General features: G+C 55.0%; 26 protein-coding genes. 7 read left to right on the forward strand and 19 right to left on the reverse strand.

What is annotated here, in order from left to right; all coding sequences use genetic code 11:
• The first annotated feature begins 123 nt into the window (after positions 1-123).
• On the forward strand, positions 124-582 hold the full coding sequence (locus BLP45_RS06145) for a YbhB/YbcL family Raf kinase inhibitor-like protein (RefSeq protein WP_090370818.1): 459 nt from the start codon (positions 124-126) through the stop codon (positions 580-582).
• A 248-nt stretch (positions 583-830) separates the two neighbouring features.
• Positions 831-1,235, forward strand: a complete 405-nt coding sequence (locus BLP45_RS06150) for a hypothetical protein (protein WP_090370820.1) — start codon at positions 831-833, stop codon at positions 1,233-1,235.
• A 146-nt stretch (positions 1,236-1,381) separates the two neighbouring features.
• Here the strand turns inward: BLP45_RS06150 and BLP45_RS06155 are convergent, their stop codons facing one another.
• The 8 genes from BLP45_RS06155 to rtcA form a co-directional block, all read right to left on the reverse strand.
• Positions 1,382-2,197 carry an inositol monophosphatase family protein gene (locus tag BLP45_RS06155; protein WP_143002411.1) on the reverse strand — a complete coding sequence of 272 codons (816 nt, stop codon included), beginning with the start codon at positions 2,195-2,197 and terminating at the stop codon, positions 1,382-1,384.
• Between the two features lie 206 nt (positions 2,198-2,403).
• Positions 2,404-3,207 (reverse strand): glycosyltransferase family A protein, encoded by an 804-nt coding sequence (locus tag BLP45_RS06160; RefSeq protein ID WP_256327717.1) that lies wholly within the window; start codon positions 3,205-3,207, stop codon positions 2,404-2,406.
• Positions 3,170-4,282: a glycosyltransferase family 9 protein gene (locus tag BLP45_RS06165; protein ID WP_090370826.1), complete on the reverse strand. Its 1,113-nt coding sequence runs from the start codon at positions 4,280-4,282 to the stop codon at positions 3,170-3,172. Before BLP45_RS06165 ends, BLP45_RS06160 begins: the two co-directional genes overlap by 38 nt.
• 14 nt (positions 4,283-4,296) lie before the next feature.
• The gene (gene rfaE2 / locus BLP45_RS06170) at positions 4,297-5,772 is read right to left on the reverse strand and encodes a D-glycero-beta-D-manno-heptose 1-phosphate adenylyltransferase (protein WP_090370828.1); all 1,476 of its coding nucleotides are present in this window, start codon (positions 5,770-5,772) and stop codon (positions 4,297-4,299) included.
• A 47-nt stretch (positions 5,773-5,819) separates the two neighbouring features.
• Positions 5,820-6,428: a D-glycero-alpha-D-manno-heptose-1,7-bisphosphate 7-phosphatase gene (locus BLP45_RS06175; RefSeq protein WP_090370830.1), complete on the reverse strand. Its 609-nt coding sequence runs from the start codon at positions 6,426-6,428 to the stop codon at positions 5,820-5,822.
• Complete coding sequence (locus BLP45_RS06180) at positions 6,419-7,150, reverse strand: SDR family oxidoreductase (protein WP_090370832.1); 732 nt, start codon at positions 7,148-7,150, stop codon at positions 6,419-6,421. The genes BLP45_RS06175 and BLP45_RS06180 overlap by 10 nt, the downstream gene beginning before the upstream one ends.
• Positions 7,151-7,167: 17 nt before the next feature.
• Entirely contained in the window at positions 7,168-9,096 is a 1,929-nt protein-coding gene (locus BLP45_RS06185; protein WP_090370834.1) for a glycosyltransferase, read from the reverse strand.
• A 193-nt stretch (positions 9,097-9,289) separates the two neighbouring features.
• Entirely contained in the window at positions 9,290-10,324 is a 1,035-nt protein-coding gene (rtcA, locus tag BLP45_RS06190) for an RNA 3'-terminal phosphate cyclase (protein ID WP_090370836.1), read from the reverse strand.
• Between the two features lie 246 nt (positions 10,325-10,570).
• Here rtcA and BLP45_RS06195 point away from each other — a divergent pair, with 246 nt between their 5' ends.
• Entirely contained in the window at positions 10,571-10,843 is a 273-nt protein-coding gene (locus BLP45_RS06195; RefSeq protein WP_090370838.1) for a DUF504 domain-containing protein, read from the forward strand.
• Between the two features lie 65 nt (positions 10,844-10,908).
• On the opposite strand, the gene BLP45_RS06200 is transcribed toward BLP45_RS06195, so the two are convergent.
• Positions 10,909-11,292 (reverse strand): VOC family protein, encoded by a 384-nt coding sequence (locus tag BLP45_RS06200; RefSeq protein ID WP_090370840.1) that lies wholly within the window; start codon positions 11,290-11,292, stop codon positions 10,909-10,911.
• Positions 11,293-11,556: 264 nt separating this feature from the next.
• On the opposite strand from BLP45_RS06200, the gene BLP45_RS06205 reads away from it, so the two are divergent.
• Together BLP45_RS06205 and BLP45_RS06210 are read left to right on the forward strand one after the other, a co-directional pair.
• Positions 11,557-14,778, forward strand: coding sequence for a hypothetical protein (locus BLP45_RS06205; RefSeq protein ID WP_256327718.1), 3,222 nt, complete (start codon positions 11,557-11,559; stop codon positions 14,776-14,778).
• A gap of 266 nt (positions 14,779-15,044) precedes the next feature.
• Positions 15,045-16,223 carry a hypothetical protein gene (locus tag BLP45_RS06210; RefSeq protein ID WP_143002412.1) on the forward strand — a complete coding sequence of 393 codons (1,179 nt, stop codon included), beginning with the start codon at positions 15,045-15,047 and terminating at the stop codon, positions 16,221-16,223.
• Positions 16,224-16,230: 7 nt separating this feature from the next.
• On the opposite strand, the gene BLP45_RS06215 is transcribed toward BLP45_RS06210, so the two are convergent.
• The 5 genes from BLP45_RS06215 to BLP45_RS06235 all read right to left on the reverse strand — a co-directional run bounded on the left by BLP45_RS06215 (position 16,231) and on the right by BLP45_RS06235 (position 18,892).
• The gene (locus BLP45_RS06215; RefSeq protein WP_090370844.1) at positions 16,231-16,419 is read right to left on the reverse strand and encodes a hypothetical protein; all 189 of its coding nucleotides are present in this window, start codon (positions 16,417-16,419) and stop codon (positions 16,231-16,233) included.
• Entirely contained in the window at positions 16,419-16,718 is a 300-nt protein-coding gene (locus BLP45_RS06220) for a hypothetical protein (RefSeq protein WP_090370846.1), read from the reverse strand. The genes BLP45_RS06215 and BLP45_RS06220 overlap by 1 nt, the downstream gene beginning before the upstream one ends.
• A 131-nt stretch (positions 16,719-16,849) precedes the next feature.
• Complete coding sequence (locus BLP45_RS06225) at positions 16,850-17,551, reverse strand: hypothetical protein (protein WP_090370848.1); 702 nt, start codon at positions 17,549-17,551, stop codon at positions 16,850-16,852.
• Positions 17,552-17,666: 115 nt separating this feature from the next.
• Positions 17,667-18,071, reverse strand: a complete 405-nt coding sequence (locus tag BLP45_RS14585; RefSeq protein ID WP_176754679.1) for a hypothetical protein — start codon at positions 18,069-18,071, stop codon at positions 17,667-17,669.
• A 140-nt stretch (positions 18,072-18,211) separates the two neighbouring features.
• On the reverse strand, positions 18,212-18,892 hold the full coding sequence (locus tag BLP45_RS06235) for a polysaccharide deacetylase family protein (protein WP_256327719.1): 681 nt from the start codon (positions 18,890-18,892) through the stop codon (positions 18,212-18,214).
• Positions 18,893-19,014: 122 nt separating this feature from the next.
• Here BLP45_RS06235 and BLP45_RS06240 point away from each other — a divergent pair, with 122 nt between their 5' ends.
• On the forward strand, positions 19,015-19,341 hold the full coding sequence (locus tag BLP45_RS06240; RefSeq protein WP_090370851.1) for a hypothetical protein: 327 nt from the start codon (positions 19,015-19,017) through the stop codon (positions 19,339-19,341).
• 26 nt (positions 19,342-19,367) lie between these two features.
• On the opposite strand, the gene BLP45_RS06245 is transcribed toward BLP45_RS06240, so the two are convergent.
• The 5 genes from BLP45_RS06245 to BLP45_RS06260 all read right to left on the reverse strand — a co-directional run bounded on the left by BLP45_RS06245 (position 19,368) and on the right by BLP45_RS06260 (position 22,423).
• Complete coding sequence (locus BLP45_RS06245) at positions 19,368-20,393, reverse strand: NAD(P)/FAD-dependent oxidoreductase (protein WP_256327720.1); 1,026 nt, start codon at positions 20,391-20,393, stop codon at positions 19,368-19,370.
• A 35-nt stretch (positions 20,394-20,428) separates the two neighbouring features.
• On the reverse strand, positions 20,429-20,653 hold the full coding sequence (locus tag BLP45_RS14780; protein WP_218117959.1) for an FAD-dependent oxidoreductase: 225 nt from the start codon (positions 20,651-20,653) through the stop codon (positions 20,429-20,431).
• Positions 20,654-21,284: 631 nt separating this feature from the next.
• On the reverse strand, positions 21,285-21,842 hold the full coding sequence (locus BLP45_RS06250) for a PEP-CTERM sorting domain-containing protein (RefSeq protein ID WP_176754680.1): 558 nt from the start codon (positions 21,840-21,842) through the stop codon (positions 21,285-21,287).
• A 28-nt stretch (positions 21,843-21,870) separates the two neighbouring features.
• Entirely contained in the window at positions 21,871-22,053 is a 183-nt protein-coding gene (locus BLP45_RS15080; protein ID WP_090370855.1) for a hypothetical protein, read from the reverse strand.
• Positions 22,013-22,423: a hypothetical protein gene (locus BLP45_RS06260; protein WP_090370857.1), complete on the reverse strand. Its 411-nt coding sequence runs from the start codon at positions 22,421-22,423 to the stop codon at positions 22,013-22,015. The genes BLP45_RS15080 and BLP45_RS06260 overlap by 41 nt, the downstream gene beginning before the upstream one ends.
• A gap of 323 nt (positions 22,424-22,746) precedes the next feature.
• Between BLP45_RS06260 and BLP45_RS06265 the strand changes: the two genes are divergently transcribed.
• Complete coding sequence (locus BLP45_RS06265; protein ID WP_090370859.1) at positions 22,747-25,119, forward strand: S8 family peptidase; 2,373 nt, start codon at positions 22,747-22,749, stop codon at positions 25,117-25,119.
• The last annotated feature ends 34 nt before the right edge of the window (positions 25,120-25,153 follow it).

Below are 25,153 nucleotides of genomic sequence, written 5' to 3' on the forward strand. Positions count from 1 at the left end.
GACTTTCCTGTTTATTTCACTTTGTCTCGCTACGCCGTTTGATACCATGGTTTCACATTCCGGGCTTGACCCGGAATCCAGCGCCCCGCCAGGCCAAGTAGCGGGCAAGAAAGGAGGCTATATATGTTTATTACCAGTTCAGCATTTCGTGATCATACTAACGTTCCCACGCCGCACACTTGTAACGGGGAGAACACCAGCCCTGCCCTCGGGTTCGGAGACTTTCCCGCACAGGCCAAAAGTCTCGTTCTTATGGTGGAAGACCGCGACGCAACGCCGGACCCCTGGATTCACTGGCTTGTTTTTAATATCCCCCCAACAACGACGTTGGTGCCGGCCGGCCATATTCCCGCCGGTGGCATGGAAGGCATCGCCAATGGCGGTACCCATGGGTATGAAGGGCCCTGCCCCAAGTACTTTCGCGGCACCCACCATTACCACTTCCAGTTGTTCGCCCTCGATACCGTACTGGATTTGCCCGCCACCGCTGATAAAAAGCAAGTGACGGCGAGCATGCAGGTCCATCTTATCGGTTCTGCAACGCTCGTTGGCTTATGCGAGGGGACAAAAGCTGAAACGTAAGCTTCTTGCAAGATAACTTTCAATCAGCGGAACGTTTCTGTCCGAACGTTTTAGTTGCAGTTTGCCAAGTCCTTATCCTCGGTATGAGAAAGTGTACAAAAGAAACTTTATTGAGCTCTGCACGATAGAAACAATCTTCGCCCCCACTGTGTCGTTCCGTACAGAAGATTACAGAAATTAAGCTTGATAATGGTTGATCCTGATGGACTCAAACCCTCTCTGAGACCACTTCTTCAAAGGAGAAAACCATGCTGCATGCCGAAGACCAAACGAGCAAAGATCGCGTACGCCACGCAACGGCGCCATATATAAACCACGAAATAGATCGCCGGACAAATCGCAACATCCGGCGTTACGCCAACAGCAGCGACGAAGTCATCAACAGGCGCATCGAAGAACTCGACCAGGAATGGGACGTCGAGCGCGCGCTTGAAGTCAACGCCTCGACACTGGCCTTGACCGGTCTTTTGCTCGGCGTGACTGTCGACAAAAAATGGCTTGCGGTACCAGGCGTTGTACTGACATTCCTGCTGCAGCATGGATTGCAGGGGTGGTGCCCCCCTTTACCCATATTGCGGCGTCTCGGTGTACGTACACGGAGCGAAATCGACCGGGAAAAATATGAGCTAAGGGCGTTGCTTGAGGGACGGTAATTTTTGTTTCGAGTAGTGACATGACGTAAACAGTGGTAAACAATGGGGTCACAAGGTAAACAATGGGGTCAGACTCGATTGATTGTATGCTCATTGATTTCTATCGATTGAGCGTCCCTATTAATCCCGATTTCTTTCTCGCTCAGCTACCTGAAATATGGGAGATAGGCGTCCACCATCCCGGAAGAGCCGGCAATCATCCCTTCTGCGCGTATTGTCCAATCCATTCCGTCATAATCCACAACTTTCCCTCCTGACTCTCGCACCAGGCAGACACCCGCCACCGTATCCGCCGGTTTGGTCGACGGACGGAAAAACAGATCGAGCCGCCCTGCGGCCACCGCTGCGAGAGACAGAGCGGGAGCGCCAAATACCTTCACTGCGCGTGCCTGTTCCAGCACGCGTGATAGCTGCTCCAGCGTCTGAGACCGCGTCTCCATTTTTGAGGAAAAATCCAGGCCTACAATAGCCTTCTCTGGATCGCCCTGGCTACCTATTTGCGTAACCTCTCCGTTTACTCTTGTTTGCCTGCCTTCCTGGGCGCTATAGAGGAAAGCGTGTATCGGATCATAAACGACGCCCAGGACAGGGATACCGTGACGGAGAAGGCCAACCGAAACAGCAAGAAGCGGAGGATATCCACGCATATTTTCTGTCCCGTCAAGCGGATCAACCACCCATTGATCGCCATGTTCGGCAATATCTCCGCCTCCTTCTTCTCCATAAAACGGGCAGGAATAGATTTTTAGAAGCTGTTCTTTTAGTAACTGCTCAGACTCCTTGTCGGCCCCGGTGACGACCTGTCGCGCAGATTTAAATTCCTGCGGCGCGCCCCGCGCGTAATGCGCCATGACGATATCCCCTGCGCTCTTTGCTATTTTTTCTATTTCTTCAATAGAAAAATCTTCTGCGGCAGAGGTTTTTATCTTCAAGTTTTCCATGCCATAGGTTTGTTTAATCAACGTTCCCGCTCGGTTATGCGGCGAGGAAACAACATATCGTCATACCCGCGAAAGCGGGATATCCAGTAGGGTCAAAGCAAACTATTCTTGGCTGGATTCCGGGTCAAGTCCGGAATGAGCGAGTCGTATTTTTCTTGCCGGGCAAGTAATTGTGCGATAGAGGGGATAAGTGAATCTTTCAAAATGTCAGTACCTCTCTCTTCCGCTCATAGCGCCAGCTCCTTCGGAATATCGAATTTCCGATTGGTTACGGTGGTTCGTGCCTCCTGATGGTAAGCCCCGGAGGGGATAAGACCGCAACCTCCATAGCGCTTCATCACCCGCAACTGCGCCAGGACGTCTTCGCCGGCGTGCTCTTGCGGTACTTCTTTCCAGAATTTGAACCCGCCCGTTTCTCGTAGTTTCTGCGCGTCATACAGGACGCAGCCACCGACCCATGCCACCTTGTATTTTTTTTGCGTCACGGGAGTCAGCTGTAGCTTTTCCTGGACATGGAGAATATTGGCCGCATTATGCAGCGCATAGCGCTGCCAGCTGGAGCACTGGGGAGTAACAAGTTCCGGCTCAACCGGCCCCTCCCATAATTCGATTGCCTGTTCCTGGGGCCGGTAATCGTTCCGGTATGACAACCCAATGAGGGCTTGGCCGACAAATCCAATCTTTTCCTCCGTGAGGGCGCGCAGCATATTTCCTAAAACAAAAGGCTCCAGCAAGACATCGTCATCAAGATAAAGGCAATACGGCAACTCTACGGAATCCAATAAAAATTGGCGCTGCTGAGCCAGGCCGCGCCGTGGCAAGTTGGCCAGTTGACGCACCCGGCGCCCTTTTTTTTCCAGCAGTCGAATAGCCGTCCGAACTGAAGAATCCTGATAAATGGGCGTATCGCTTTGATCGGAAATAACGACGGCAAAATCCTGGTACTCTTGAAAGCAAAGTCCCGTCAGCGTCATCGCCAGGGTAGCGGGCCGGTTACACGAGGGAATCAGTACAGTCATTCCTGCTGGCATGATTTATCCTTTCTTTTACAAGTTCATTAACGGCTGCCGCAATCGCCCGGGGTGAAGCTCGGGGAGTCGATGCTGACGGGAAGGATTGAAGCAACCGGTTCTTCGTTCGCAGTTCCGGCGGCACCTCGAAATAAAGCACCCGGTTTAGCACCCGCCATGGCGTATGCTGCGGGTTCGTCATCGCGTACAGCACGACCACCGGCGTCCCGACGGCGGCGGCGATATGGACGGGGCCGGTATTATTCGAGATTAAAACGGGCGCTGCCGCTATCAGCGCGATGAGGTCCGCGACCGATAGCTCGCCGGCGACGTTAGTGGCGGCATCGCCGAGCTGGCGATAAATTTCGTCAACATAACCGCGCTCCCCGCCACTGCCGGTGAGTACAATTTGATAGCCTTGCTTGATGAGCGAGCGGCAGGCGGCGATATAACTATCGGCGGGATAGCGGCGCTTCTCTTCACTTACCCCGGCGTGCAGTACCAGCCACGGCTCGCCCTGTTGAATGCTGATCGCAGCCAGCTTATCCGATACCTTTTCCCGGCTCTCCGCGGGAATTTCGAGCGCAAGCCTGGTATCGCACGCGGGCGCCCCCACCATCTCGACGAGGCGGAGCTGCCGTTCGATCTCGTGGACAATATAGTCGAGAGGTTCTTTATCAGGTATCCACTGGTTGATCAGCTGGTAAGGATTTTCCCGGCAATAGCCTAAAACCGTCTTGATGCCCGCCAGGTAGCAGAGCATGGCGGCCGGAAGGGGATTCTGGCTGTAGACCGTAAAGATTACGGATGCATCGAACTGCCGGCTTCTCAACTCGCCGGCAAGCGCCAGCAGCTGTTTCTCTCCATTGGTTTCACTGGTCTTTATCCAGGGAACATCAAACGCGATGACGTCGTCCACTTCCGGAATAAACGGAGCAATCGACGCGCCCGCGCTTGATGTCAGCAGAGTTATTTCCCTGTCTGGCGCTGACTGCTTGAGCGCCCGCATTGCCGGCTGGCTCATCAGCACGTCGCCCATATTATCGAGGCGAATACAGAGTATATTCTTGTGGTTCTTCCAGGCCCCGGAGAACATCGTTCGTTTCCCGGTTATGCCACTTGCCTATCCAGGCTTTTAATCCTGCGAATGGTATTTGTCGTGGATCTGTCCTGGACAAAAGGCATTATCTCGACAGTTCCGCCATAGGCCAGGACGACTGGCGCCTCGGGAAGGTTTTCGATCGCATAGTCCCCGCCTTTCACGTACACGTCCGGGTGGATGAGGTTCAGGAGATTGACTGGCGTGTCTTCCTCGAACGACGTCATGAGTGTCACCGACTCCAGCCCCGACAGGATACGAATGCGTTCGTACAGGTTATTGATGGGCCGGTTGCTCCCTTTCAGGCGCTTGATGCTCGCATCGGCGTTAAGGCCTAAAACCAGGACATCGCCCAATGCGCGCGCCTGCTCCAGGTAGCTCACGTGCCCGCTATGCAGCAGGTCAAAGCAACCGTTGGTAAAGACGATGCGCTTGCCTTCTTTTCTGAAAGCATCAAGCCGGTTCTTCAACTCCTGCCAGTCGTGGCTATATTTGCGGCTGCTTCCGAAGTAATGGCTCAGCTCGTTCTGGGTACACGTCGCGGTGCCTGATTTTTGCAGTATCACCACTGCGGCGGACTTGGCGATCTCGGCGGCGGCTTCAATCGACGCGCCGCTGGCAAGTGCGAGCGTAAGCGCGCTGACATACGTGTCCCCGGCCCCGGCAGCCTTGCTGTTCTCGACCGGTTTTGAGAATGTGCGATAAGGCTCCTTTCCGTGCTGAAACAACAAGGCGCCTTCGACATCAATCGTGGCCGCGACATATTTTGTTCCGGCTTTTTCAAGCAGCTTCTGTCCGTAGAGCCTGATCTGCTCGGAGCGGTGGCCGTTTGCGGCGGGATCCGTAATGGCAAGCAGCGTCACGAGTTCCTGATAGTTCGGCTTCGCGACGGTGGCGCCGACGTGCCTGTATTTATCGAGCGACTTCGCATCAATCACTAAAATCGTCTCTTTTTTATGCTGTAAAGTCCCGAGGATGCCAATGATCTTATCCGTCATGATGCCATAGCCATAGTCCGAGACAACGACAGCATCAACTTCGTGAAATTTTTCTTTCAGGATATCGATTATCCGCCGCTCATATTTCCCATGGATAGCTTCCGTCGTCCCGGTGTCAAACCGCAGAAGAAGCTGGCTGCCGGCAGCCACGCGCTGCTTGGTAATTGTCTGGCGGGTCTGATCGCACATAATCAGCGAAATGTCGAGACCATGACGAACGAGAATATCTTTCAGCAACGCCGCATCATGATCGCAACCCACGATGGATAGATAGTGAACCTCGGCCCCCAAGTGCGCCAGGTTCATGGCGGTATTGGCGGCTCCCCCCGGCATCGCCTTGACATCTTTAATGTCAACGATCGGAACTGGAGCCTCCCTGCAAATACGATTGGCGAACCCGTCCAGGTAAACGTCGAGCATAGCGTCCCCGATCACCAGGACATTCAAGCCATTAAAACGATTAATCGTGGCAAGATACTCGCTGTTCATACCGCCTCCTTTCATCATGTGCGCTGACACGAAGAACGATTCAACCGTCAGGCGACTGTTGGATAAAGCCTCGCAACGGGACGATCAGTGTTAACAGGGCTGGCATAAGATGCTGATGGACAGATGATCTCCGCCGCTTCGGTCAAATCTTCGACTGTGTACCCAGGCTGCCGATAGTCGCCCTTCACCCACTCGGTCTCGTTACCGTTATCGAGGTGGATCGTGCGACAGCCCGCGCGATTGCCGGCTTCGACATCATGCAGGATATCGCCAATCATCCATGAGATACGTGGGTCGATCGCATGCTCCTTCGCCGCCCGTAAAATCATCCCCGGCTTGGGTTTGCGGCATTCGCAACTGTCATCCGGCCCATGCGGGCAGTAATAAAAAGCGTCGACCCCCACGTCATATTGCGCCAGCAGGGTCTGAATCCGCCAATTAACAGGCAGGAGATCCTTTTCCTTGAACAAGCCCCTGGCGACGCCGGATTGATTGGAAACGACAATCAGTTGATAACCGGCATTTTTCATGCGACGAAGCGCCCGCCCCGCACCCGCCGTAAGATGGACATGCCGCGGATTGACATTGAACGGCACATCGTGAATCAGGGTGCCATCCTTGTCGATAAAGACAGCTTTGCCACGCTCTAAGGCCATGACGTCTCCCTCATCGGCAGCACCATTACCTCGGGAATGACCGTCTCGTCCGGTTGCGTCAGGACAAAATGGACCGTTTCAGCCACATTTTTGGGGTCCTGGAGAACGTTCGGATCGGTATCGGGGAACCGCTCCATGATAAAGGGCGTGCGCATCCCGCCTGCAACCACGGCTGTAACCTTTATATTGTCCCGGCGGCCTTCTGCATGCAACGCGTGGCTGAAACCGAGCAGGCCCCACTTGCTTGCATGATAGGCGGTTGCTTCGGTCCAGACTCGCTTGGCGGCCGTCGAGGCAATGTTGACAATGTGGCCCTTGCCCTGGCGCTTCATGATGGGATAAACCGCTTTGGACAGCAGGAAGGCGCCGCGTAAATTCACATCCACCACGCGGTCCCAGTCCGCGATACTGATGTCTTCGATCGAGAGCGTCGTATCGGTCCCGGCGTTGTTGATCAGCACATCGATTCGCCCATGTTCCGCCAGAATGTTATCGACAGTCCGTCTGATGTCATCCTCTTTACGCACATCCAGCACATACGAGCAAGCGCTGCCGCCCGCATCGTTAATCGCGCTGGTCACGTTTTTCACTTGAACTTCCTTGATATCGCAGGTACAGACAATCGCTCCCGCCGCGCCGAGGGTGCTCGCGATCGCTTCGCCCAATCCCTGTCCGGCACCGGTAACAATGACCACTTTATCCTTCACTTGCTGTTGATTCATGCTGAATTTTCCCTAATTCAATGGGGTTTTGCGGATGGGGAGGGGGATGGGCCAGGCACCTGGAACTGGCCCATTGACCATTCTTCCGGTATCTGCACAGCGATGTGGTCGTCCGCCACAATTTGCTGCTCGATCAAATGGCCCAGCATATGAAGAACATGCAGCTGTACCTCCTGAATACGCGACGTGTCGTTTGACGGAATAATGATGTTGACATCAGTCAGTTCGCCGGCGGGGCCGCCCTCTTTGCCGAGCAGGCCAATACAGAACATTTGCCGCTTGCGGGCCGCCCGAATCGCCTTGATCAGGTTGGGTGAACGGCCGCTTGAACTAATGACAACCAACACATCGCCCGGTTGTCCGTGGGCCTCAACCTGCCTGGCGAATACCTCGTCAAAGCTGAAATCATTTGCCCAGGCAGTGACAAATGTCGTATCGGCGGTGAGCGCCACCACCGGCAAGCCGCGGCGTCCGGTAGCCTCAAACCGGCCGACGAGTTCAGTCGAAAAATGCTGGGCTTCCGCGGCACTGCCACCGTTACCGCATACCAATACCTTTCCTCCGCGCGCGAGTGAGCGGTAAATAGCCTGGGCTGAATCGAGGATTGCGAGACGGATTTTCCGCCTCGACTTTTTAATGGTTTCGATCAAGGACTCGAAGGAATCGTCAATGTACGATAGCGGATCGTCCTCATCATCCGCCCGCAACGGGCTGTGGGTCGCAATCCGTTCATACATGTTTGCGGTAAGATGCGTTGCCTTCATCCACGTGTAGTTTTCATTGACATGACGAATAGCGTTTTCCTTGAAGTACATGATGAGTTTATTGCTACTTAATAGCTCGATGATGCGCTGGCCGAGCACGGCAGGCTCGTTGGGGGGCACGAGAAAGCCGGTCCTGCCGTCCAGGACGGTGGATTTAATCCCGCCGACGTTCGAACCGATCACCGGCGTTCCGCAGGCCATGGATTCGAGCGGGGTAATGCCGAACGGTTCATACCAGGGCGTGGTCACGAATACGTCGGCAGCACTGTAGTAATAATGCAGCATGGCGCGGGTACGGCGGCCGGTAAACGTTACCATCTCCGCTCCGCCTTCTGCTTCGGCTATTTTTTGCAGACGGCCGATCTCCGGCGTTATCTTGGGATCGGGCTCATCCGATTCCCCACCCACGATTAACAGCCGCGCCTTGAAATTATGCTCCCGGCGCATATAGCCGAGTGCTTTGATGACGTTATCCACCCCTTTGCGCGGCACCATGCGGCCTACTTGCAGGATGATTTTTTCCTTGGGATCAAGTTTCAACGCCATCCGGGCGAACAGTTTATCAAGCGGATAAATCTCATCCGAGCGGAAACCATTTGGAATAATCGTAATTTTCTCGGGATCAGCGTGGTAGAGATTGATCAGGTCGTCGCGTTCCTGCGGACATAGCGCCACGATCTGGTCGGCCTCCGTTACTATCCGTTCTTCGATGGCAAAACCTTCGTCAGGAAACCAGTCCTTCTTGCCCTGGTGGACTCTGCGCACTTTTGCCAAGGCGTGGAAGGTAACGATGAAAGGAATACGGAGCTTTTTCTTGATATCCGCCGCCACCAGCGCGGACATGAAGAAGTGGGCGTGGATAAGCTTGTACGGGTGATTTTCCGCCTCGATGAAACGCAGCATGTCCTTGGTGAAGGCCGGTATATAAGGAAGCAGCTTTTCTTTGGGAATGAACGTTACCGGACCGGCTTCCACATGGATGACGCGGATCCCGTTGCGCCAGTTAACGGTTTTTGGCACACGGCGGTCATCCCAGCGGGTAAAGACGTCGATCTCGTAGCCTAACGCGGCTAAATGCTGGGCTAACTCAGCTACTGCGATATTCTGTCCGCCGGTGTCCACGCCTCCGACGGCTGCGAGGGGAGAAGCATGTTCGCTTATCAGGGCAATTCTCTTCTTCATATTCCCACCTTTATCGAAGCCCTATCTTGGCCATGAGCAGAAACGGCTTTAGCTATCCCGGAACGCACCGGGGGTTAAAGATATCTCAATTGATTGATGAGTTTAAGACCTTCAGCAGATATGTACTGTTCGGCAGCCCACAGACCAAACTTATTTAATAGAGCATAGACCACGTTGCACTGATGTCAATTCGTCATCCAGTCGGCTCCGCCTTGACACGAATCAAGCGGCGTTCCTGCCTGATATCGAAGTGAACCGGCAGGAACTGCTCCAATAGCCAGATCGTCGTGGCGGCATGTGATGAAAGATTTCTCGCAAGAAAGCAGGAACTGCCGCTGGCCAGCGCAAGATAAATCAGGATCTGATCCGCAGCATGGATATCCAGCGTTGCCCCGGATAAAATTTCTCCACGCAGAAACTGCCCTGCCATCGTGCCAAGCTGTTCGGCGGGGATTCCCCTCTGCGCGATTCCGGAAGCACCTAGCCTGGTATGCTCGGTGTGCGCAACCAGAACGATTGCCGCGCCCGCGCCGAATGCTTTATCCAGGCTCGCATCGGCGAGATCAATGGCCGGCGGTGGAAAAATCGAGAGCTCCGCCAGTGCCGTATCCGTCATCCGCTGGACAATGTGGGCCGGGAGGTCGGAAATATGCGCGTAACCGCGAATTTCAGTGAGAGGCCCCGATACATCCAGGACTAAAGGCCGAAGCGGAGGAGAAGGTTCAACTTCCACCGTCACGCGCCCTCCTCCGCGTGGATAATATCCTCGCCCCAGTAGATCGATTTTTGCCCTGACGCCCATGCCATATAACAATGGCAACAAAACATGGCGTAGATAATCGAGCGGCGGCGCAGCACGGACATCCGTGCCGCCGGTAATATTCATCCGTAATTTTTCACCGCAGGCAACGGCGACGGGAAGCGCTGCCTGAAGCACCAACGTGATGCTCCCCGCCGTGCCGACGGGAAAATCGAACTGGCCACCGCGCAACGGACCAGGCCAAAAACTGATTTCCCTGGATTTGACTTCCAACCCCTCCGCCTCCGCGCCGCAAAGCGCTGCGACGGCCTTCACCGCGGTAAGATGCTGTGGTGCAAGACCAGGGTTGGCTCGCTTGGCGCGAATGTTGTACACATGGACGGGTTGGCCGGTGATCGCCGCAAGCGCGACGGAAGTCCGCAGCAACTGCCCGCCACCTTCCCCATAGGAGCCGTCGATTTCGCGCATGACAACCTCTTACCCTTGTCCGGCAGGAAGAACAATTTTTTGGTATCGAATAATTTAATGTAGCATTAAATTAGGCGTATTCCAGACAAGAGTATGTTTCTCGATCAGATCGGCAGCGCGAACCGCTTCAGATGAATGGCTGTATCGCGGGTAGGTGCGCATGGTTGAATAGGCCAGTTGTGCGGCGTCAAGGTGATCAGCAACAGAGATGGATGCGACTCTCACACCTCACACAGAGGAGCAGTCATGATACCGATTCAGGAATTACTCGCTCGAATTCGCTGGGATGAAGCATTCGCAAAAGGGGATTTTGTGATCGGATACTACGATCGTGTCGCTGAAATGGTCATTCAGGTCCCATTACGCCAGATTCACTTTACCCCAGGCGACCATTTTTTCTTCCAGATCACCGATCCCCACGGCTCAATTCAGGAGATTCCGTTCCATCGCGTCAGAGAAGTTTACAAGAATAAGGAGTTGATCTGGCATCGGGAACATCGGGATAAGGAAGATCAATAGTATTAAGGGTTCCGGGACTGTCCACTTCAGCTATAAAGCGGAATAGCCTCCAAGAAACGCAGCAATCAAACCTGATACAGCTGTATCAGGTTACCGCAGGTATCCTCGAATACCGCGAGAGTTGCCGGTCCCGACTTTGTCGGCTCCATGCTGAACACCACGCCCAGCTTTGTCATTCTTTTGTATTCTTTCTGAATATTATCGACGGCGAAAGCGGTCAGGGGTATGCCTTCGTCAAAGAGCGCTTTCTGATACGTCCTGGCCGCCGGAATGCCCATTGGTTCGAGAAGCAGCTCGATATCGGCCGGTCCATCGGGCGACACGACTGTCAGCCATCTGGCATCCCCCGCCGGCATGTCGTTTTTCTTGATAAAACCCAAAACCTCCGTATAAAACTTTAGGGCCTTGTCCTGATCGTCTACAAATACGCTACTCAGTTTGATTTTCATAAGGTACCTTTTTCAGACCTAGCGGTTTACCTGTTCATTCGCAATTATGCCATCCGCAATTCCATGGCAGCATCCGGCACTGCTCGCGCATTGCCATGGGATCAAGCGATTCTAAAGGATTATGTCTCTTTCCAGCAATAACCCTCATATAAACGTTATCGCCTTAATGCCTTTTACAGGCATCCATGCTATATATAACGGCCGCATATACCCTGCGGCCAGCGCGCCCCACCCCGGCGCCCGGCCGGAAAAAAGGCTTGCCACATGGCGGAACAACAAGACGACAAATCCAGATTACCGCTAGCCGGAGTTCTCGCACTGCTGGCGATGATCAGCAGTTTTCTCATCTACGAGGGAATCTCACTCAAGACTTCCCGGCCAATCGACAAGGAAACGGCAAGTACCGCGTTCCTGGGGAAAGGGCTGGTACAGTCGCGCCTGTGGCAAGACCCTTATGAAGCCGTTGAAACATATCGGCTTCAGGAGGCGAAACGGCCAAAGGAGGCGGGTTCAGGCAATGCCCCGCATACACTGGATAACCTGATCAAGGGTATCGGGGAATCGGGTCGGCCCGATCTTCGCGTGGTACCCGTATTCGTGGACGGAAGCCCGTATGTCAATGGCGTCGAGTCCAGGCTGAGGGACCGTTACGCCATGGTGTCGGCATTGGGCGCGGCGGGTTACGTGCCAGAGTCAGGGGAATATATCCGGGTTTTCAGTTGGCAGCAGGAAGAAGGGGCCGAATCGGGCACGGGAACAGACGCATCTGCCCTGCTGGTCCCGGTCGAGCTGTTTATCCCGAAGGCAAAGCTTCGGGATAAGGAACATGGAAAACCGGTACTGGTCGTCTGGCTCAAGGACCAGGATTTCGGGCTTCTGGACAAGCTGCTGGAGCATCTTAACAAAACATTCAGCCAAAGCGTGCCGCAAATAGAGCCCGTGTATCGTGTACTGGGTCCGCGCAGTTCCGCGACCCTGAGCGCAATGCTGAAGGAATTGCAGGCTATTCAATTCAATCTTCTCGCGAATCCACCCCTCAGAACATTAGAGCATATTAAATTCTATTCCCCCTGGGCTACGGCGGAGGATACTTTTTTACTGGATCACGCATCTGGACCGCCCGGCTCGCATCACGGTGTCCCGGAAGCAAAAAGAACCGTGGACGAATTGTTCAAATACCCAAGAATCGAATTTATCAGGACGATCAAGACCGACGCCGTGCTCGCGGAGCAACTTCTCCAGGAGCTGAAGCGCCGGCAAGTGGAGCTGAAACCCTGCCCGGACACGGATTGCAACCCGAAAGTCGCGTTGATTTCAGAGTGGGATACCCTCTACGGCCGCTCGTTGCCGCGCACATTTGCGGCGGTGGCGATGAATAACGGTTCCGGTAAAACCAGTCCGGCGCTGGAGGCTGAAATTAATAAATTGCGCAGAGACGAGTGGCCCGGCTGGATTTACCCGCACTCATACCTGGCGGGACTGGACGGCGAATTGCCCGCGAAAGAAGAAGACGACAGGAAAAAAGATGGCGCTCAATCCAGGGAAAAAGCATGGCCCGGCGGCCAGCTCCAGAATGCGGGGCAGAACGTGGGACAGCGGCCCGAAGGCCGCGCTCAGCTGGATTATGTCATCCGGCTGGCGGCGGCGCTGAAGCAGCAGGAAGCAAAAAGCGGGGAAAAATTCAAGGCCATCGGCGTGCTGGGCAGTGACGTCTACGACAAGCTTCTCATTTTGCAGGCGCTGCGCCATATGTTTCCGAGCGCCATCTTTTTCACCACCGATCTGAATGCCGGGCTGGCCTACCCCGCCCAGTGGGAGTCGGCACGCAACCTCATCGTTGCTTCCCATTTCGGACTGGAACTCCAGCCGGTGCTGCAAACGCCTATTCCTCCCTTCCGCGACAGTTATCAGACATCGCTGTTCTACGCGGCCTTATGGGCGCTGGATCACTTCGTCGCCGCGGGCACGGCGGACTGCCCGGATTGCTTCCAACTGCAAACGGACGCCGGCAGCGGATCGGGGGCGATGAAATTTTCCGGGAATGCGGCGCCGAGATTGTATGAAATCGGGCGGCATGGCGCCTTCGACATCAGTACCGGCACCGATACCAGCATTAGCCCGCAATCTTCGGGCTATGCAAGCATTCACCCGCCCCGTCCAGACCTGGGCGCCTATTCCGATACACCGCGGAATCTGAGGTGGATCGGGATAACGGCGATCGCGGCCATCGTGCTTATCCTGGCTGCAATGCTGATCAGCACCACAGCGGCGGACATATGCCTCAGGCTCGTCTCGAACTACCGGTTCTGGCTAGGGCTTGCGGCCGTCTGCATGGCCGGTTACGGCCTGGCGGAATTGATGGGGCGCATGATGCCGAACGCGGCGGAAAACGAACCGTTTGCGCTGAGCGAAGGAATCAGCGCATGGCCCACGGCGGGAATTCGCCTGCTCGCGTTCGTTACCGGCTTGATCTTTCTCTGGTATTCCTGGCGGAAGCTGACAGATAATGAAAAGAACCTGGCGCACGAATTCAATCTCGTAGAAAAAGATACCGGCCCGGTGGATAAAGGGGATAAAGGTAACCTGGACTGCGAACCCAACGAATTATCCAGCTGGTCTCTCCGCCGCTGGCTGGGGCTCCATTACTGGCATCCGCAAACTGCCGGGCAGATTGACGCCGCGCATCTTTGGCGGGAATACACGGCGCTCGGCAATTGGAAAAATTTTGCCGCGCGGGGTCTGCCGCAGGTCACGCTCGTTTTGCTCCTGGCATTCCTGCTGATGGCGCTGCTCGGTTTTCCCAACACACCCTGCCGTGGGCCAGCCTGCTTCGCAATCAATGATGTAGTCATAATCCTGAGCGTGGTCGCCATGCTGCTGCTGATATTCTATGTGATAGACGCCATCCGGCTCTGCCGGAGGTGGGTCAACTGTATCGCGACGAGGAGAATCCAGTGGCCCGACGGGACGGTGACAAAAATGATCAAAGAGCGAGGCCGGGGCATCGGCATCAGCGAGGAGAATTCAGATGAATGGCTGGGCATCGAATTGATCGCCGACCGGACAGCGGTCATCGGCAATTTTATCTATTTTCCCTTTGTCATCATGTTTCTCCTGGGAGTTGCCCGTCACACCTACTTCGACAACTGGGACTTTCCGGCCGCGCTTGTCATTGTCTTCGTCGTCAACGCGATACTCATCATCGCCAGCGCCATGGTATTGCGAAGATCCGCCGAAATGGCCAAACGGGAGGCCATCAAGCGCCTGGAGAAAAAGCGCATCGAATTGCCGGATGAATCGCCGGATCAAGCGCCGGATAAAGAAAAGCAGAAACGGCAAATCGAGCAGGCGATTGATGCGATCCGGAATAATCAAAGGGGTGCCTTCCTGCCCCTCACCAAGCATCCTGTGTTCGGTGCGATAGCCCTGCCGTCCGGAGGATACGGTCTCGTGCTCTTGTTCGAGTACCTGACGACGGCGTTCTGAGGAATGCCGGAAAACCCACGCGCCGCCTCGGAGCGTAGGATGGGTAAAGCGAAGCGCAACCCATCAAAACCCTGCCACGATTGCAACCTGATACGGTGAAATAACCAAACGATGGGTTACGCTTCGCTCTATCCATCCCACATATGCGCGATAGCATATTTGTTGATTAACCTGAAATATAATCTATATTACATAAAAACCGATATCGTTTCCTCCGCAACGAAAGGCGATGGATGGCAGCGGTTTTTCCGCCCATGAGGATTATTATGTTTAACGCAAAATACATATTCGCGCTTGCCTTTCTTTTGCTCGCCGCGCCGGTTCACGCGCAACAGCCATCCCCGGCCCTGGTTGCGGAGGACACGGGACCGCAAGCGCAAAACCGGAAAACCTCCTCCAGCTTCAATGGCATTGTGGTTCAGACAGATCCCCTGGAAGTGAAATCGGTAAGCGGCGAGGTGCGAACGTTTCTTCCCTCCAGAGAGAACGCCTCGCCCGGGATCCAGGCTAACTGGCCCAATATTGGCGCGCTGGTATCGCTAACCTACGAGCGGGAATCCAGCGGAAATATGCTGACGGAAATCAAAGTTACCGGAGCAACCATTATCGGCACAATCAAGGAAATCGCCGCCGACATGTCGTGGCTCATCGTCAGGACCCAGCCGGATAAGCCGGAAACCGGGATCAACGTGCCGCTCCAGACAGTTACCCAGTTCCAGCCGCTGGTAGCGGCAATGCGGCCCGGCGACGGGATCAAGGCAACGTACGTCCGCGAAGGCAAAGGAGGTGTCAACGCCACGGACGGCATCAATTCCGTAAAATCTCTTGAATGGCAGAGCAAGGCAGTTGACCGCGGATCGCGCTGGCTGTCGCTCATCGGCGCGGCCGTGACACTCTGGATTCTGGCTTATATTTTCACCAGGGGCCACCCGACCGAACTCTACCTCGGCACGGACAACCGCTACAGCAGCTCCAAATTCCAGACAGTACTCTGGTTCTGGCTCGTCATCAGCGCTTACATCGCCATTGTGTCTCACCGCATTATGGCGGCAGGATGGAACTACGTAGGCGGGGTGGATATCCCGCCCAACCTGCTTATCCTCTCCGGAATCAGCGTGCTGACATTTACCGCCGCAAAGGCGATCACGGCGGGCAAGGTCGAAAAAGCCGCCGCGGAGGGCAAGCCGGACCTGAAAGTCAGCGCCGCTGCGCCGCAAGCCACCGACCTCATCAGCAATGATCTCAACCGCACGGACCTGGGAGACTTCCAGATGGTGATAATCACAATGCTGGCTGTTATTATTTACGCAATTTCTGCGGTCGAATTCATGGAGAGCATCGAGTTCCGCCGCGTCGTCACGATGCCGGATGTCGACGCAACGCTGCTGTCCATATTCGGTCTGGGCCAGGCGGCCTATCTGGGCAAGAAAGCAGCCGGGGAGTGATGCGAAGTTATTTCAGTTTCTTGAATTCGCTCGCCCGCATCAGCAGTTCGAGCGTTGTTTCGAGTTTGATCACGCGCTCGGTCAGATTCTCGATCTTGTCCTGCTGACCCTTGATCGCTTCGCTCTGGCGAACAACCTTGTCCTCCAGTTTCACCATTGAGCTCAGCGCATCCCATACGCGATCCGTCACGCCCATTAGACCGCCTTCGCTATCTTTTCGGATGTGGCGGCTTCCATTGCGGCTATCCGCTTATTGCTGGCCTCCACGAATGCCAGCACGCCATCAATAGAATCAGAAGCCCGGTCTGCGGCAGACTTGGCCTTGTCGGCAAGAACACCTAATTCCTCATCCGCTTCGGCGGACTCATATGCCCTGGCACCACGACGCATCAGCTCCGCAACAGGAAGGCCCAGCTTCTTGGCTTTAAGCACGATGGCTTTTTTTTCCTGGGGCGTGGCTTGCACCACAATTCTTTCAACCGCTGTTGCCGCCATGAGAGGACTCCTTTTAGTCAGGAATAAATTGACTCGTCATGTACAGTACATGTACATATACCGTCTTGTCAAGGGAATTGGATCCCAAATTATCCGCTTGCTGTCAAGCTATCCCGGCGCCGGCGAATCTTCTATTCGGGCACCTTGCTGACCTGCCGGCACTGCAGCGCGATGCCTGTCACGCTGCGTGGTTCCGACCCGGCCCCAAAATGGGCGGTCACCGCAGTCGCGATCTGGCCTTGTTCGCACTCCACCCATTTCTTCCAGGTCTCGCAATTCAAGCGCAGGGCGTTCGGGGCGTTGAGATCGACCAGTGCCGACATCCCGGATGAAGCCGACGAATCCGGATAATCCGCCGGGAGCTCGGATACGTTGCCCTTGTTATCTATCTTGCTGCCGCGTATCTGGAAGCCTTTTACTCGCGTGTCGTCCTTATTCATACATACCCGCAGGGCGCGCACGAAAGTGCGCTGGTCGAATCTTACATCCCCGAATTGCACTTTCATCTCGCTACTGGTCGGGTTTGCGCCACAAAGGTCCTTGATTGCGCCGGAATCATCATTAAAATTATTGACGTCCTCGGTCATCGTCGCGATGTAGCAGGGCTTGTCGTTGCGTTCCACCGACCACAACCCATAGACACCGTGCATACTCTGGGGCATGCCAAGCATGAACAACGTTCCGGCAAATCCGGATATTTCGGTCGGCGTGACCGGACCGGTCAGCAACACCTTGTTTTCACTAAATACGGATGGAGCAATAGTAAAAAGAGCGGCGGCGAGTGCGGCGCGTAACGTAATGGCCTGCCGGTGAACCCTGGAATGTCTATGCATGATCGTTTCCCTTTTCACAGTAATTGATAAAAGATGACTCGATACACGATTTTTCGCAGGATGGGTGGGGTGAAGCGTAACCCATCATTGGGCTTCATCGGCATCAATCTGTTTGTCATGTCGTCTTGTGAAGTGCGCACTTGCCCGTGTCCAACGTCAGCCCCTTGCTTCCATAACCCCATACAGCGGTAAAGCCAACGGCTTTTTCATCAGTGATGCCCCTGTTATCGCTGTTATCGCTGTTATCGCTGTTATCGCTGTTATCGCTGTTATCGCTGTTATCGCTGTTATCGCTGTTATCGCCGGAATGGATCGTCAAAGAAACAATGATTGGCGCATTGCCGGGATGGACCGTGGGTTCCAGTTTGCCCACAGCAGTGATCGTCCCGCCCCCTCCCAAAGCCGCGTCCTCGAACACGGCCGCTTTGGCTGCATAGCAATTCGTCCACAGGCAGGCAGAGAGTACGGCGGTTTTCGTGTTGTATAAAAACGACTCCGCATGCTGGAAACCATCGCTCACCTTCTCGCACTGACCTCCTGCGCACTCATATTGAGTATCCGGCGTACAGCGGTACTCCTTATATTCCCGTGAGAAACCCGTCGCCGGGCTCAACAACACCAGCACGAACGCGAATGGAACCGTAACCCGCGGGCAATGAATCACGGCTCCGCGATGGTAAATCCCCATTCCTTCAACTGGGCGATAAAAGACGGCAGGTCCCTGGCCGTCGCCTGCTGCACGTGCATCAGTACATTGAACGAGACCTTGCGCTGTTGTTGCGTAAACTGCGTTTCGATATTCCTTATCTTTTCCGGCCCCAACCCCCTCGGCGCTTTCCAGTCTTCCGTGTCGATATCCCAGGTCACGATGGTCAGTGACAAGTCATCGGCGACTGCGAGCAGCTCCGGATCAATATTGCCGCGGAAGCCCCCCGCACCGTATGGCGGGCGAATCTTCGTCGGCGTTGCCCCAGTGGTGGCGTGGATAATGTCCTGTGTCTGTTCAAGCTCCCACCTGACGTTCTGTTCGGTCTCCGTCGCCAGATTCGGATGGCCCCATGAATGATTCTGGATGTCATGCCCCTGACGGACGATCATTCTCGCTGCTTCGGGGTATTGCTTGACCTCGCTGCCGAGAACATAAAATTCCGCCCTGATTTCATGCCTCTGTAATGTCCCAAGGATGTCCTCAAGCGCGGTGACCGGTGCCGGCCCATCGTCAAACGACAGGACTACCGATTTTTCGTCACCCAGCATTTTTAACTTCTCCCCAATAGAAAGGCTCAGCGTAATTTTGGAATAATCCCTTATAAAAGAAAATGCTTCTGTACGGTTCGACACAAACACATCCTTAATCCGAGACTGGCTTTGATCCGCAAAGCGAATCTGGCAGAATACATTACCGATCGACTAACGCTCTTATATGCGCTTTAGCCACGCTAACAACGCGACAAGGAGGCGACGTGGAATCCAGACCAATCACCAATACGCAAAACCTCATCAATTCCCGTGACTTATTCGCGCGCATCAAGTGGCTTGAACAGGAGTTGAATTACCGGTGCTCCGACGAATACTCGGAGGAATTGAAAGCGCTGAAGTCATTTGTGGAAAACATCCAGGCCAACGCTTCGGCCTCCACGTATGAGCAGGGCGCGGATTTGATTCGCGACAGCTACTTTCAGGAATATGCGAAGGCGAGGGAAGAATCGGATGCACCGGATGCGCCGAGGGCCGCGTTCAGCCCCGTTGATTTCAACGGGATCATTTACTGGCTGCGCCACGTGAGTTGAAACGTCTTTAGCACCCTTACTGACCTTTATTGCCCCAGTGACCGTTCCTTCCGCTTCGGACTTGGCCTGACGATCATTCTCAAAGACTGATCCTTGGTCAGCAAGGCCACCACCCAGTTGACCATCGTCATGAACCTGTTGCGATACGCGATCAAGGAAAAAAGGTGCACGAACAGCCATGCCGTCCATGCGATAAATCCGTTAAAGTGCCTTCCGGCTCCAGGGATGTCTGCCACCGCCTTGCTTCTTCCGATAATCGCCATGGCGCCTTTGTCATCATAGACAAACGGCTTTAATGGTTTGTCATGCAGTGTAGCAATAAAATTCCCGGCCAGATTCTTCCCCTGCTGAATCGCTACCTGAGCCAGTTGCGGGTGCCCCTGGGGAAAATTCTTATCGGAAATCAGCAGGCAGGTATCGCCGATAGCATGGATATTTCGTGTTCCCGTCACTTTATTGTATTCATCCACGCGCAGCCGGTTGCCCTGTCCATAGCTTTCCGGCGGCACTCCCTCGAATACCTTGGCGGTGACTCCTCCGGTCCAGAACAGGATCCTGGTTTGAATCGTCTCCCCATCCGCGAAGATCACGGTATCGTTTACATAATCTTTTACCCGGGCATTCAGCCGCACTTTCACGCCCATCTTCACGAGGGTATCGTAAGCATATTTTTGTGATTTCTCACTCATCGGCGTTAACAACGTCGATGCGCCATCCACCAGGTAAATGCGCGCACCCTGCCTGCTTAATTCCGGGTAATCTTTTTCCAGAATATTTTCCCGCATCTCGGCCAACATGCCTGCAATCTCGACACCGGTGGGCCCGCCGCCGGCTATGACGACGGTAGCAAGCTTCTTTTTTTCCGTTTCGTCGGCCGCAATGATGACTTCCTCCATTTTCTGAAGCATGTAATTTCGTATCTCTATCGCATCATCCACCGTCTTCATGGGCAGCGCGGCCTTGCGAATGTTTTCCATGCCAAAATAATTGCTCTCGGTGCCGGTGGCGAGAACAAGGTGATCGTAAGATAGTTCGCAGGTGGACAAGAGCACTTTATTTTCTTCGGGAATGACTTTTTGCAGCTCCCCTAAACGGAAGCTGAGATTTTTCTTGTCATGAAATAACTTGCGGAAGGGATAGCGATATTGGATACGTCCAGAAAACCCGTGGCTACCTGGTATAGAAGCGGAGGGAAGAAATTGTAATTATTCATGTCTACTAGCGTGACATGAAACTCCATCTCATCGGCCAGATGCTTCACCAGGTTTATCCCGGCAAAGCCACCTCCGATTATGACAATCCTTGTTTTCATGGCGACGATTAAAATTGAGCAATCTTAAAATATCGCATATCAGGCGGTATGGAATTGAGTGCGTTCGAGAAAAATATCGAACCATTTCCTCAACCTAGAGGTACGAACCGGGCACGGACCTGCTTCGTAACAGCTACTTTGACGAATACCAAAGAAGGGTGGGCAAGCGATGCCGCAACTTCTCAAAAACGCATGCAATCCCGTTGATTTCGGTAGCGATCATTTGCTGGCTAGGCCACTGAAGCCAATCCCACCGCAGGCACGGTTTCAAGCAAATATGCCTATGAACCATTCTCAGTTTGGCGCTTATGTAGATACTCTGTTCGCTGTCAATGATATTTTTGATTTTTTTCTTTATGCGGGCACATGCCCTACACCTACTTCCCCTTTACCCAGTCATTCCCGCGAAAGCGGGAATCCATGGGTGTTGCCCGAATTCACCCACTGCGGGATGACGGCTTGTTCCAGTTAGTGTCTGGATTCCCGCTTTCGCGGGAATGACGAAGCGGATGGATGAAGCGTGGGTGCATAGGTAGATGGGTAAAGCGTAGCGTAACCCATCAGAACCCTGAAAACCGTATAGAGGCATATAAGCAAATGATCGGTGCCCATGCACGTTCTCATTCCGGCGCTACTTCTCCAATTTCTTTCGCCCAGCCACGAGACTGACCAGACCGAGACCGGCGAGCATCAGGGCATAGGATGCGGGTTCAGGGATAGGACTGACCGAGCTAATGGCGACGACTTGCCCTCCATTATTGATCGCCGTGGCTTTGTATAGAACCTCTCCGTCCGGCAAATTCACCCAGGAATTGAGGTCGGTAATGCCCATGCCATTGGGGCCGGTGATGAAAGCATGCATACCCTCTGCGCGTTCGCTCGTAAAGGAAGCTCCCACTACCTGTCCGGCGTCGTTAATGCCAGTCGCTGTACTGAAACCGTCACTCAAGGCATCCAGTTCGGCTATGCCCTCGCCGTTAAGGCCGGTAATAAAAGCCCGTGTGTGAGTCACCTCGAAATCTCCCACTACCCGCCCAGCGGCGTTAATGCCAAAAGCGTAACTGTAATTTCCACCCAGAGCACCGAGATCGGTCATCCCCACGCCGTTGGAGCTGGTGATAAAAGCGCGAATGCCGCCACCGGACGCGCTGAAACCTCCTGCTACCTGCCCGACAGCGTTGATGTCCATAGCGAAGCTAAAAACTCCACCTGGAGTATTAAGATCGGTCAATCCCCCCGCCATTGGGACCGGTCATAAAAGCATGTCTACTGCCTTCGGCCGTGTCGGAACCTCCCACTACTTGGCCGGCATCGTTGATAGCATGAGCGGAGCTGAAATGTCCACCCAGAGTACCAAGATCAGTCATGCCTACGCCCATTAGGACCGGTGATAAAGGCATGAGTATCGCCTCCGCTCGTGGACGAATGTCCCACTACTCGCCCCGCAGCGTTGATGCCAAAGGCGATACTGGTACGTCCGCCCAGTGTGCCGAGATCGGTCATGCTTACGCCATTGGGGCCAGTGATAAAAGCATGATAATCGCCTTCGATCGTTTTGGATGTTCCCACCACCTGCCCGGCATCATTGATGCCGTTGGCTACAGTGTCATGGCCACCCAACGTACCCAGTTGGGCCAGTCCCTCGCCATTGGGACCCATAATCCATGAGTTAGTTAATTGTCCGAAAGCCGGAAACACGAAACTGAGACCAGCGCTAAGTGCTACTGCCTGAATAAAGCTGCGTATTTTGAGGCGGCAGGTCATTTTCATAGTGAAGCGCTCCGATATAAGATGCTATTTACTAACAATTAAAGATAGATAATGAATCCGAATTGTCAAGCCGGGAAAGAAGTTCCTGCGTTGGGCTATTCCTGTCGAGGTTTCCGCGAGATGTACGACCAGCCGTAATTGAAGCTTGCCTCAATAAAGATGCAATGGTATGGAAATTCCTTCTCATAATAGCGCCTCCCTGACTCGGTAAAGGTTTGTTCAACTTGCCGGCGCGTTGAGATTCCATAAACCCCGCCTTGCATTTCTTTCAATACGTGCTATTCATTAATTACTTACGGTAATCCACTAATCTCCCGGAGGCAATGATGGCGACGAATGGAAATGGAAATCCCACTGACCCTGTCGCCAATCCTCCTGAAGGCGAAACACAACCGGGCACGGGCTATCGCCAGCGAGTAATCGTGAAATTCAAGGATCACGTCCAACTCCCCAGCGAAAACGCGGCACGCTTGGTGGAGGCCGGCGAAGTCGGCCCTTGGGGCGGGCTCACGGCACAGTTCCAGGGCATCACGCTGGAACCCCTCTTGTCCTTCAAGCAGACCGGGCAGTTCGCGGCGCTGACGGAACGGGCGCGCTCGCTCGACCCCTCCTTCCGCCCCACCAACCTGAATGCCTATTTCGCCGTGAACATGCCGCCCGGCACGAATGCCGAGGAGCTTGCAAAGGCGCTCTCCAGCTGGGAGTCGGTCGTCACGGCCTATGTCGAGCCGCCCCCGGTCGAGCCGCCGCTGGTGAACGCCGCGGATGATCCGCGCAGCGGCAACCAGGGTTATCTCGACCCCGCACCCGACGGCATCAATGCCGAGTATGCCTGGGACTTCCCCGGCGGTGACGGCGCGGGACAAGCGCTGGTGGATATGGAGTGGGGGTGGACTTTCAACCACGAGGATCTCGCCGCACACGGCATTACCCTTATTTCTGGCCTGAACCACTCCTATTACTTTCACGGCAGCGGGGTGCTGGGCGAGATTGCGGCAATTGACAATACGGTAGGCTGCGTCGGGATCACGCCCAATCTGGCTTCCATCCGCTGCGTCGGCCAGCACCAGCCCGACGGCAGCTACAGTACCGCTCAGCCGATCCTTGATGCCATTGGAGTGATGAGTTTTGGCGACGTGCTGCTGTTGGAGGCGCAAACTAACCTGTTCGGTTACAGCCTCGTTCCCGTCGAGATCGAACCGGCGGTGTTCGACGTAATTCGCCTGGCGACATCCCTCGGTATCGTCGTGGTCGAAGCAGCGGGCAATGGCGGTGTCGATTTGGACACCGTGGTCAACCCCGGCGGCCAGCAGATATTCAACCGCGCCAGCCCCGACTTCCTGGATTCAGGGGCGATTATGGTGGGTGCCGCAAGTTCGACCGCGCCGCACGCGCGGCTCGGCTTCTCCTGTCACGGCAGCCGCATCGACTGCTATGGCTGGGGCGAGAATGTGGACACGCTGTCTTCCGACGGCACCAATACAGCGACCAACCTCTATACCACAAGCTTCAGCGGCACTTCCAGCGCCTCGCCCATTGTCACCGGCGCTGCGCTCGCGGTGCAGGGGTTGTTCCAGGCGCTTCCCGCCGGCGACCGTCTTGATCCGGCGCAAATGCGGGCTCTCCTGTCCGACCCCGCAAATGGAACCCCATCCCAGAACCCGGCGGCGGATCGCGTCGGCGTCATGCCTGATCTGCGCGCCATCATTGACGGGATGATGCTCAACCTGCCGCCCGATGTTTACCTACGGGATTTCGTCGGCGACAGTGGCGACCCCCACCTCGGCGCAATCTCCTCCAGCCCCGACGTCATCCTGCGGCAGGCGGCCGTGGCAGACCCGCAGGGCGCCTTTGGCGCGGGCAGTGGCACGGAGAACGATATGACGCTGGGTTACGAGGCGGAAGCCGGCCAGGATAATTTCGTCTATGTGCGGGTGCGCAACCGGGGCGGTTCCGCTGCCGCCAACGTGGCTGCTACTGTCTATTGGGCGCCGCCTTCCACGCTTCTGACACCGGATCTCTGGACCTTGCTGGGATCGGCTACCCTGCCGAACGTGCCGACAGGCGACCTGCTGACCGTCTCAAACGCTATCACCTGGCCGTCCGCGGCAATCCCCGCACCCGGGCATTACTGCTTCGTGGGCATTCTCAGCACGGCGCGCGACCCCGGACCAGCGCCCGCCGATTTTTTCGACTGGGATAATTTCACCACCTTCATCCGCAACAACAATAATGTCACCTGGCGTAATTTCAATGTCGTCAATAACGTGCCGCCCCCGCGCGCTGACCCGCCGGGTTATATGCCCCTGCCCTTCCTCGCGGCGGGCGCGCCGGATAAAGCGCGCAGAATGCGCCTCGAGATCGTGGCGCGGCTACCAGCCGGCGCCGAAGCCGTGCTCGAACTTTCCCCCGAATTCGCCGAACTCGTTCGCGCGCGTCCTCACCTCATGCCGTACACGCCATTCAGGAATGCGGAGGGCTGCCGCGTTGTCCACATTCCCATCAACCATTGCGGCCGCACCAAATTCCCCGAAGTTGCGTTCCCCGCCAAAGCGCGCATACCGCTGCGATTGCTGGTGAAGATACCGGAAGAATTGCGGCAGCACGAGTTCGAGCTTTTCGCGCGCCAGCTTTACCAGGGAGATGAAGTCGGAAGGGTGACGTGGAGGCTAGTGCCGTACAGGGAGCCGCAATAGCAGACAGCGGCAAGGCTGCCTGCATTTTACGCAT

Origin of the sequence: Nitrosospira sp. Nl5 (assembly GCF_900102495.1) — a bacterium.
Lineage (GTDB): Bacteria > Pseudomonadota > Gammaproteobacteria > Burkholderiales > Nitrosomonadaceae > Nitrosospira.

Bases quoted from the DNA above. Each gene is read 5' to 3' on its own strand.
- BLP45_RS06195 (WP_090370838.1), top strand. From the start codon at position 10,571: ATGATACCGATTCAGGAATTACTCGCTCGAATTCGCTGGGATGAAGCA.
- BLP45_RS06175 (WP_090370830.1), bottom strand. From the start codon at position 6,428: ATGGCCTTAGAGCGTGGCAAAGCTGTCTTTATCGACAAGGATGGCACC.
- rfaE2 (WP_090370828.1), bottom strand. From the start codon at position 5,772: ATGAACAGCGAGTATCTTGCCACGATTAATCGTTTTAATGGCTTGAAT.
- BLP45_RS06260 (WP_090370857.1), bottom strand. From the start codon at position 22,423: ATGAAAATGACCTGCCGCCTCAAAATACGCAGCTTTATTCAGGCAGTA.
- BLP45_RS06205 (WP_256327718.1), top strand. From the start codon at position 11,557: ATGGCGGAACAACAAGACGACAAATCCAGATTACCGCTAGCCGGAGTT.
- BLP45_RS14780 (WP_218117959.1), bottom strand. From the start codon at position 20,653: ATGAAAACAAGGATTGTCATAATCGGAGGTGGCTTTGCCGGGATAAAC.
- BLP45_RS15080 (WP_090370855.1), bottom strand. From the start codon at position 22,053: ATGCCTTTATCACCGGTCCTAATGGGCGTAGGCATGACTGATCTTGGT.
- BLP45_RS06210 (WP_143002412.1), top strand. From the start codon at position 15,045: ATGTTTAACGCAAAATACATATTCGCGCTTGCCTTTCTTTTGCTCGCC.
- BLP45_RS06265 (WP_090370859.1), top strand. From the start codon at position 22,747: ATGATGGCGACGAATGGAAATGGAAATCCCACTGACCCTGTCGCCAAT.
- BLP45_RS06215 (WP_090370844.1), bottom strand. From the start codon at position 16,419: ATGGGCGTGACGGATCGCGTATGGGATGCGCTGAGCTCAATGGTGAAA.
- BLP45_RS06145 (WP_090370818.1), top strand. From the start codon at position 124: ATGTTTATTACCAGTTCAGCATTTCGTGATCATACTAACGTTCCCACG.
- BLP45_RS06225 (WP_090370848.1), bottom strand. From the start codon at position 17,551: ATGCATAGACATTCCAGGGTTCACCGGCAGGCCATTACGTTACGCGCC.
- BLP45_RS06180 (WP_090370832.1), bottom strand. From the start codon at position 7,150: ATGAATCAACAGCAAGTGAAGGATAAAGTGGTCATTGTTACCGGTGCC.
- rtcA (WP_090370836.1), bottom strand. From the start codon at position 10,324: ATGCGCGAAATCGACGGCTCCTATGGGGAAGGTGGCGGGCAGTTGCTG.
- BLP45_RS06220 (WP_090370846.1), bottom strand. From the start codon at position 16,718: ATGGCGGCAACAGCGGTTGAAAGAATTGTGGTGCAAGCCACGCCCCAG.
- BLP45_RS06200 (WP_090370840.1), bottom strand. From the start codon at position 11,292: ATGAAAATCAAACTGAGTAGCGTATTTGTAGACGATCAGGACAAGGCC.
- BLP45_RS06165 (WP_090370826.1), bottom strand. From the start codon at position 4,282: ATGTTCTCCGGGGCCTGGAAGAACCACAAGAATATACTCTGTATTCGC.
- BLP45_RS06160 (WP_256327717.1), bottom strand. From the start codon at position 3,207: ATGCCAGCAGGAATGACTGTACTGATTCCCTCGTGTAACCGGCCCGCT.
- BLP45_RS06185 (WP_090370834.1), bottom strand. From the start codon at position 9,096: ATGAAGAAGAGAATTGCCCTGATAAGCGAACATGCTTCTCCCCTCGCA.
- BLP45_RS06250 (WP_176754680.1), bottom strand. From the start codon at position 21,842: ATGGACATCAACGCTGTCGGGCAGGTAGCAGGAGGTTTCAGCGCGTCC.
- BLP45_RS06150 (WP_090370820.1), top strand. From the start codon at position 831: ATGCTGCATGCCGAAGACCAAACGAGCAAAGATCGCGTACGCCACGCA.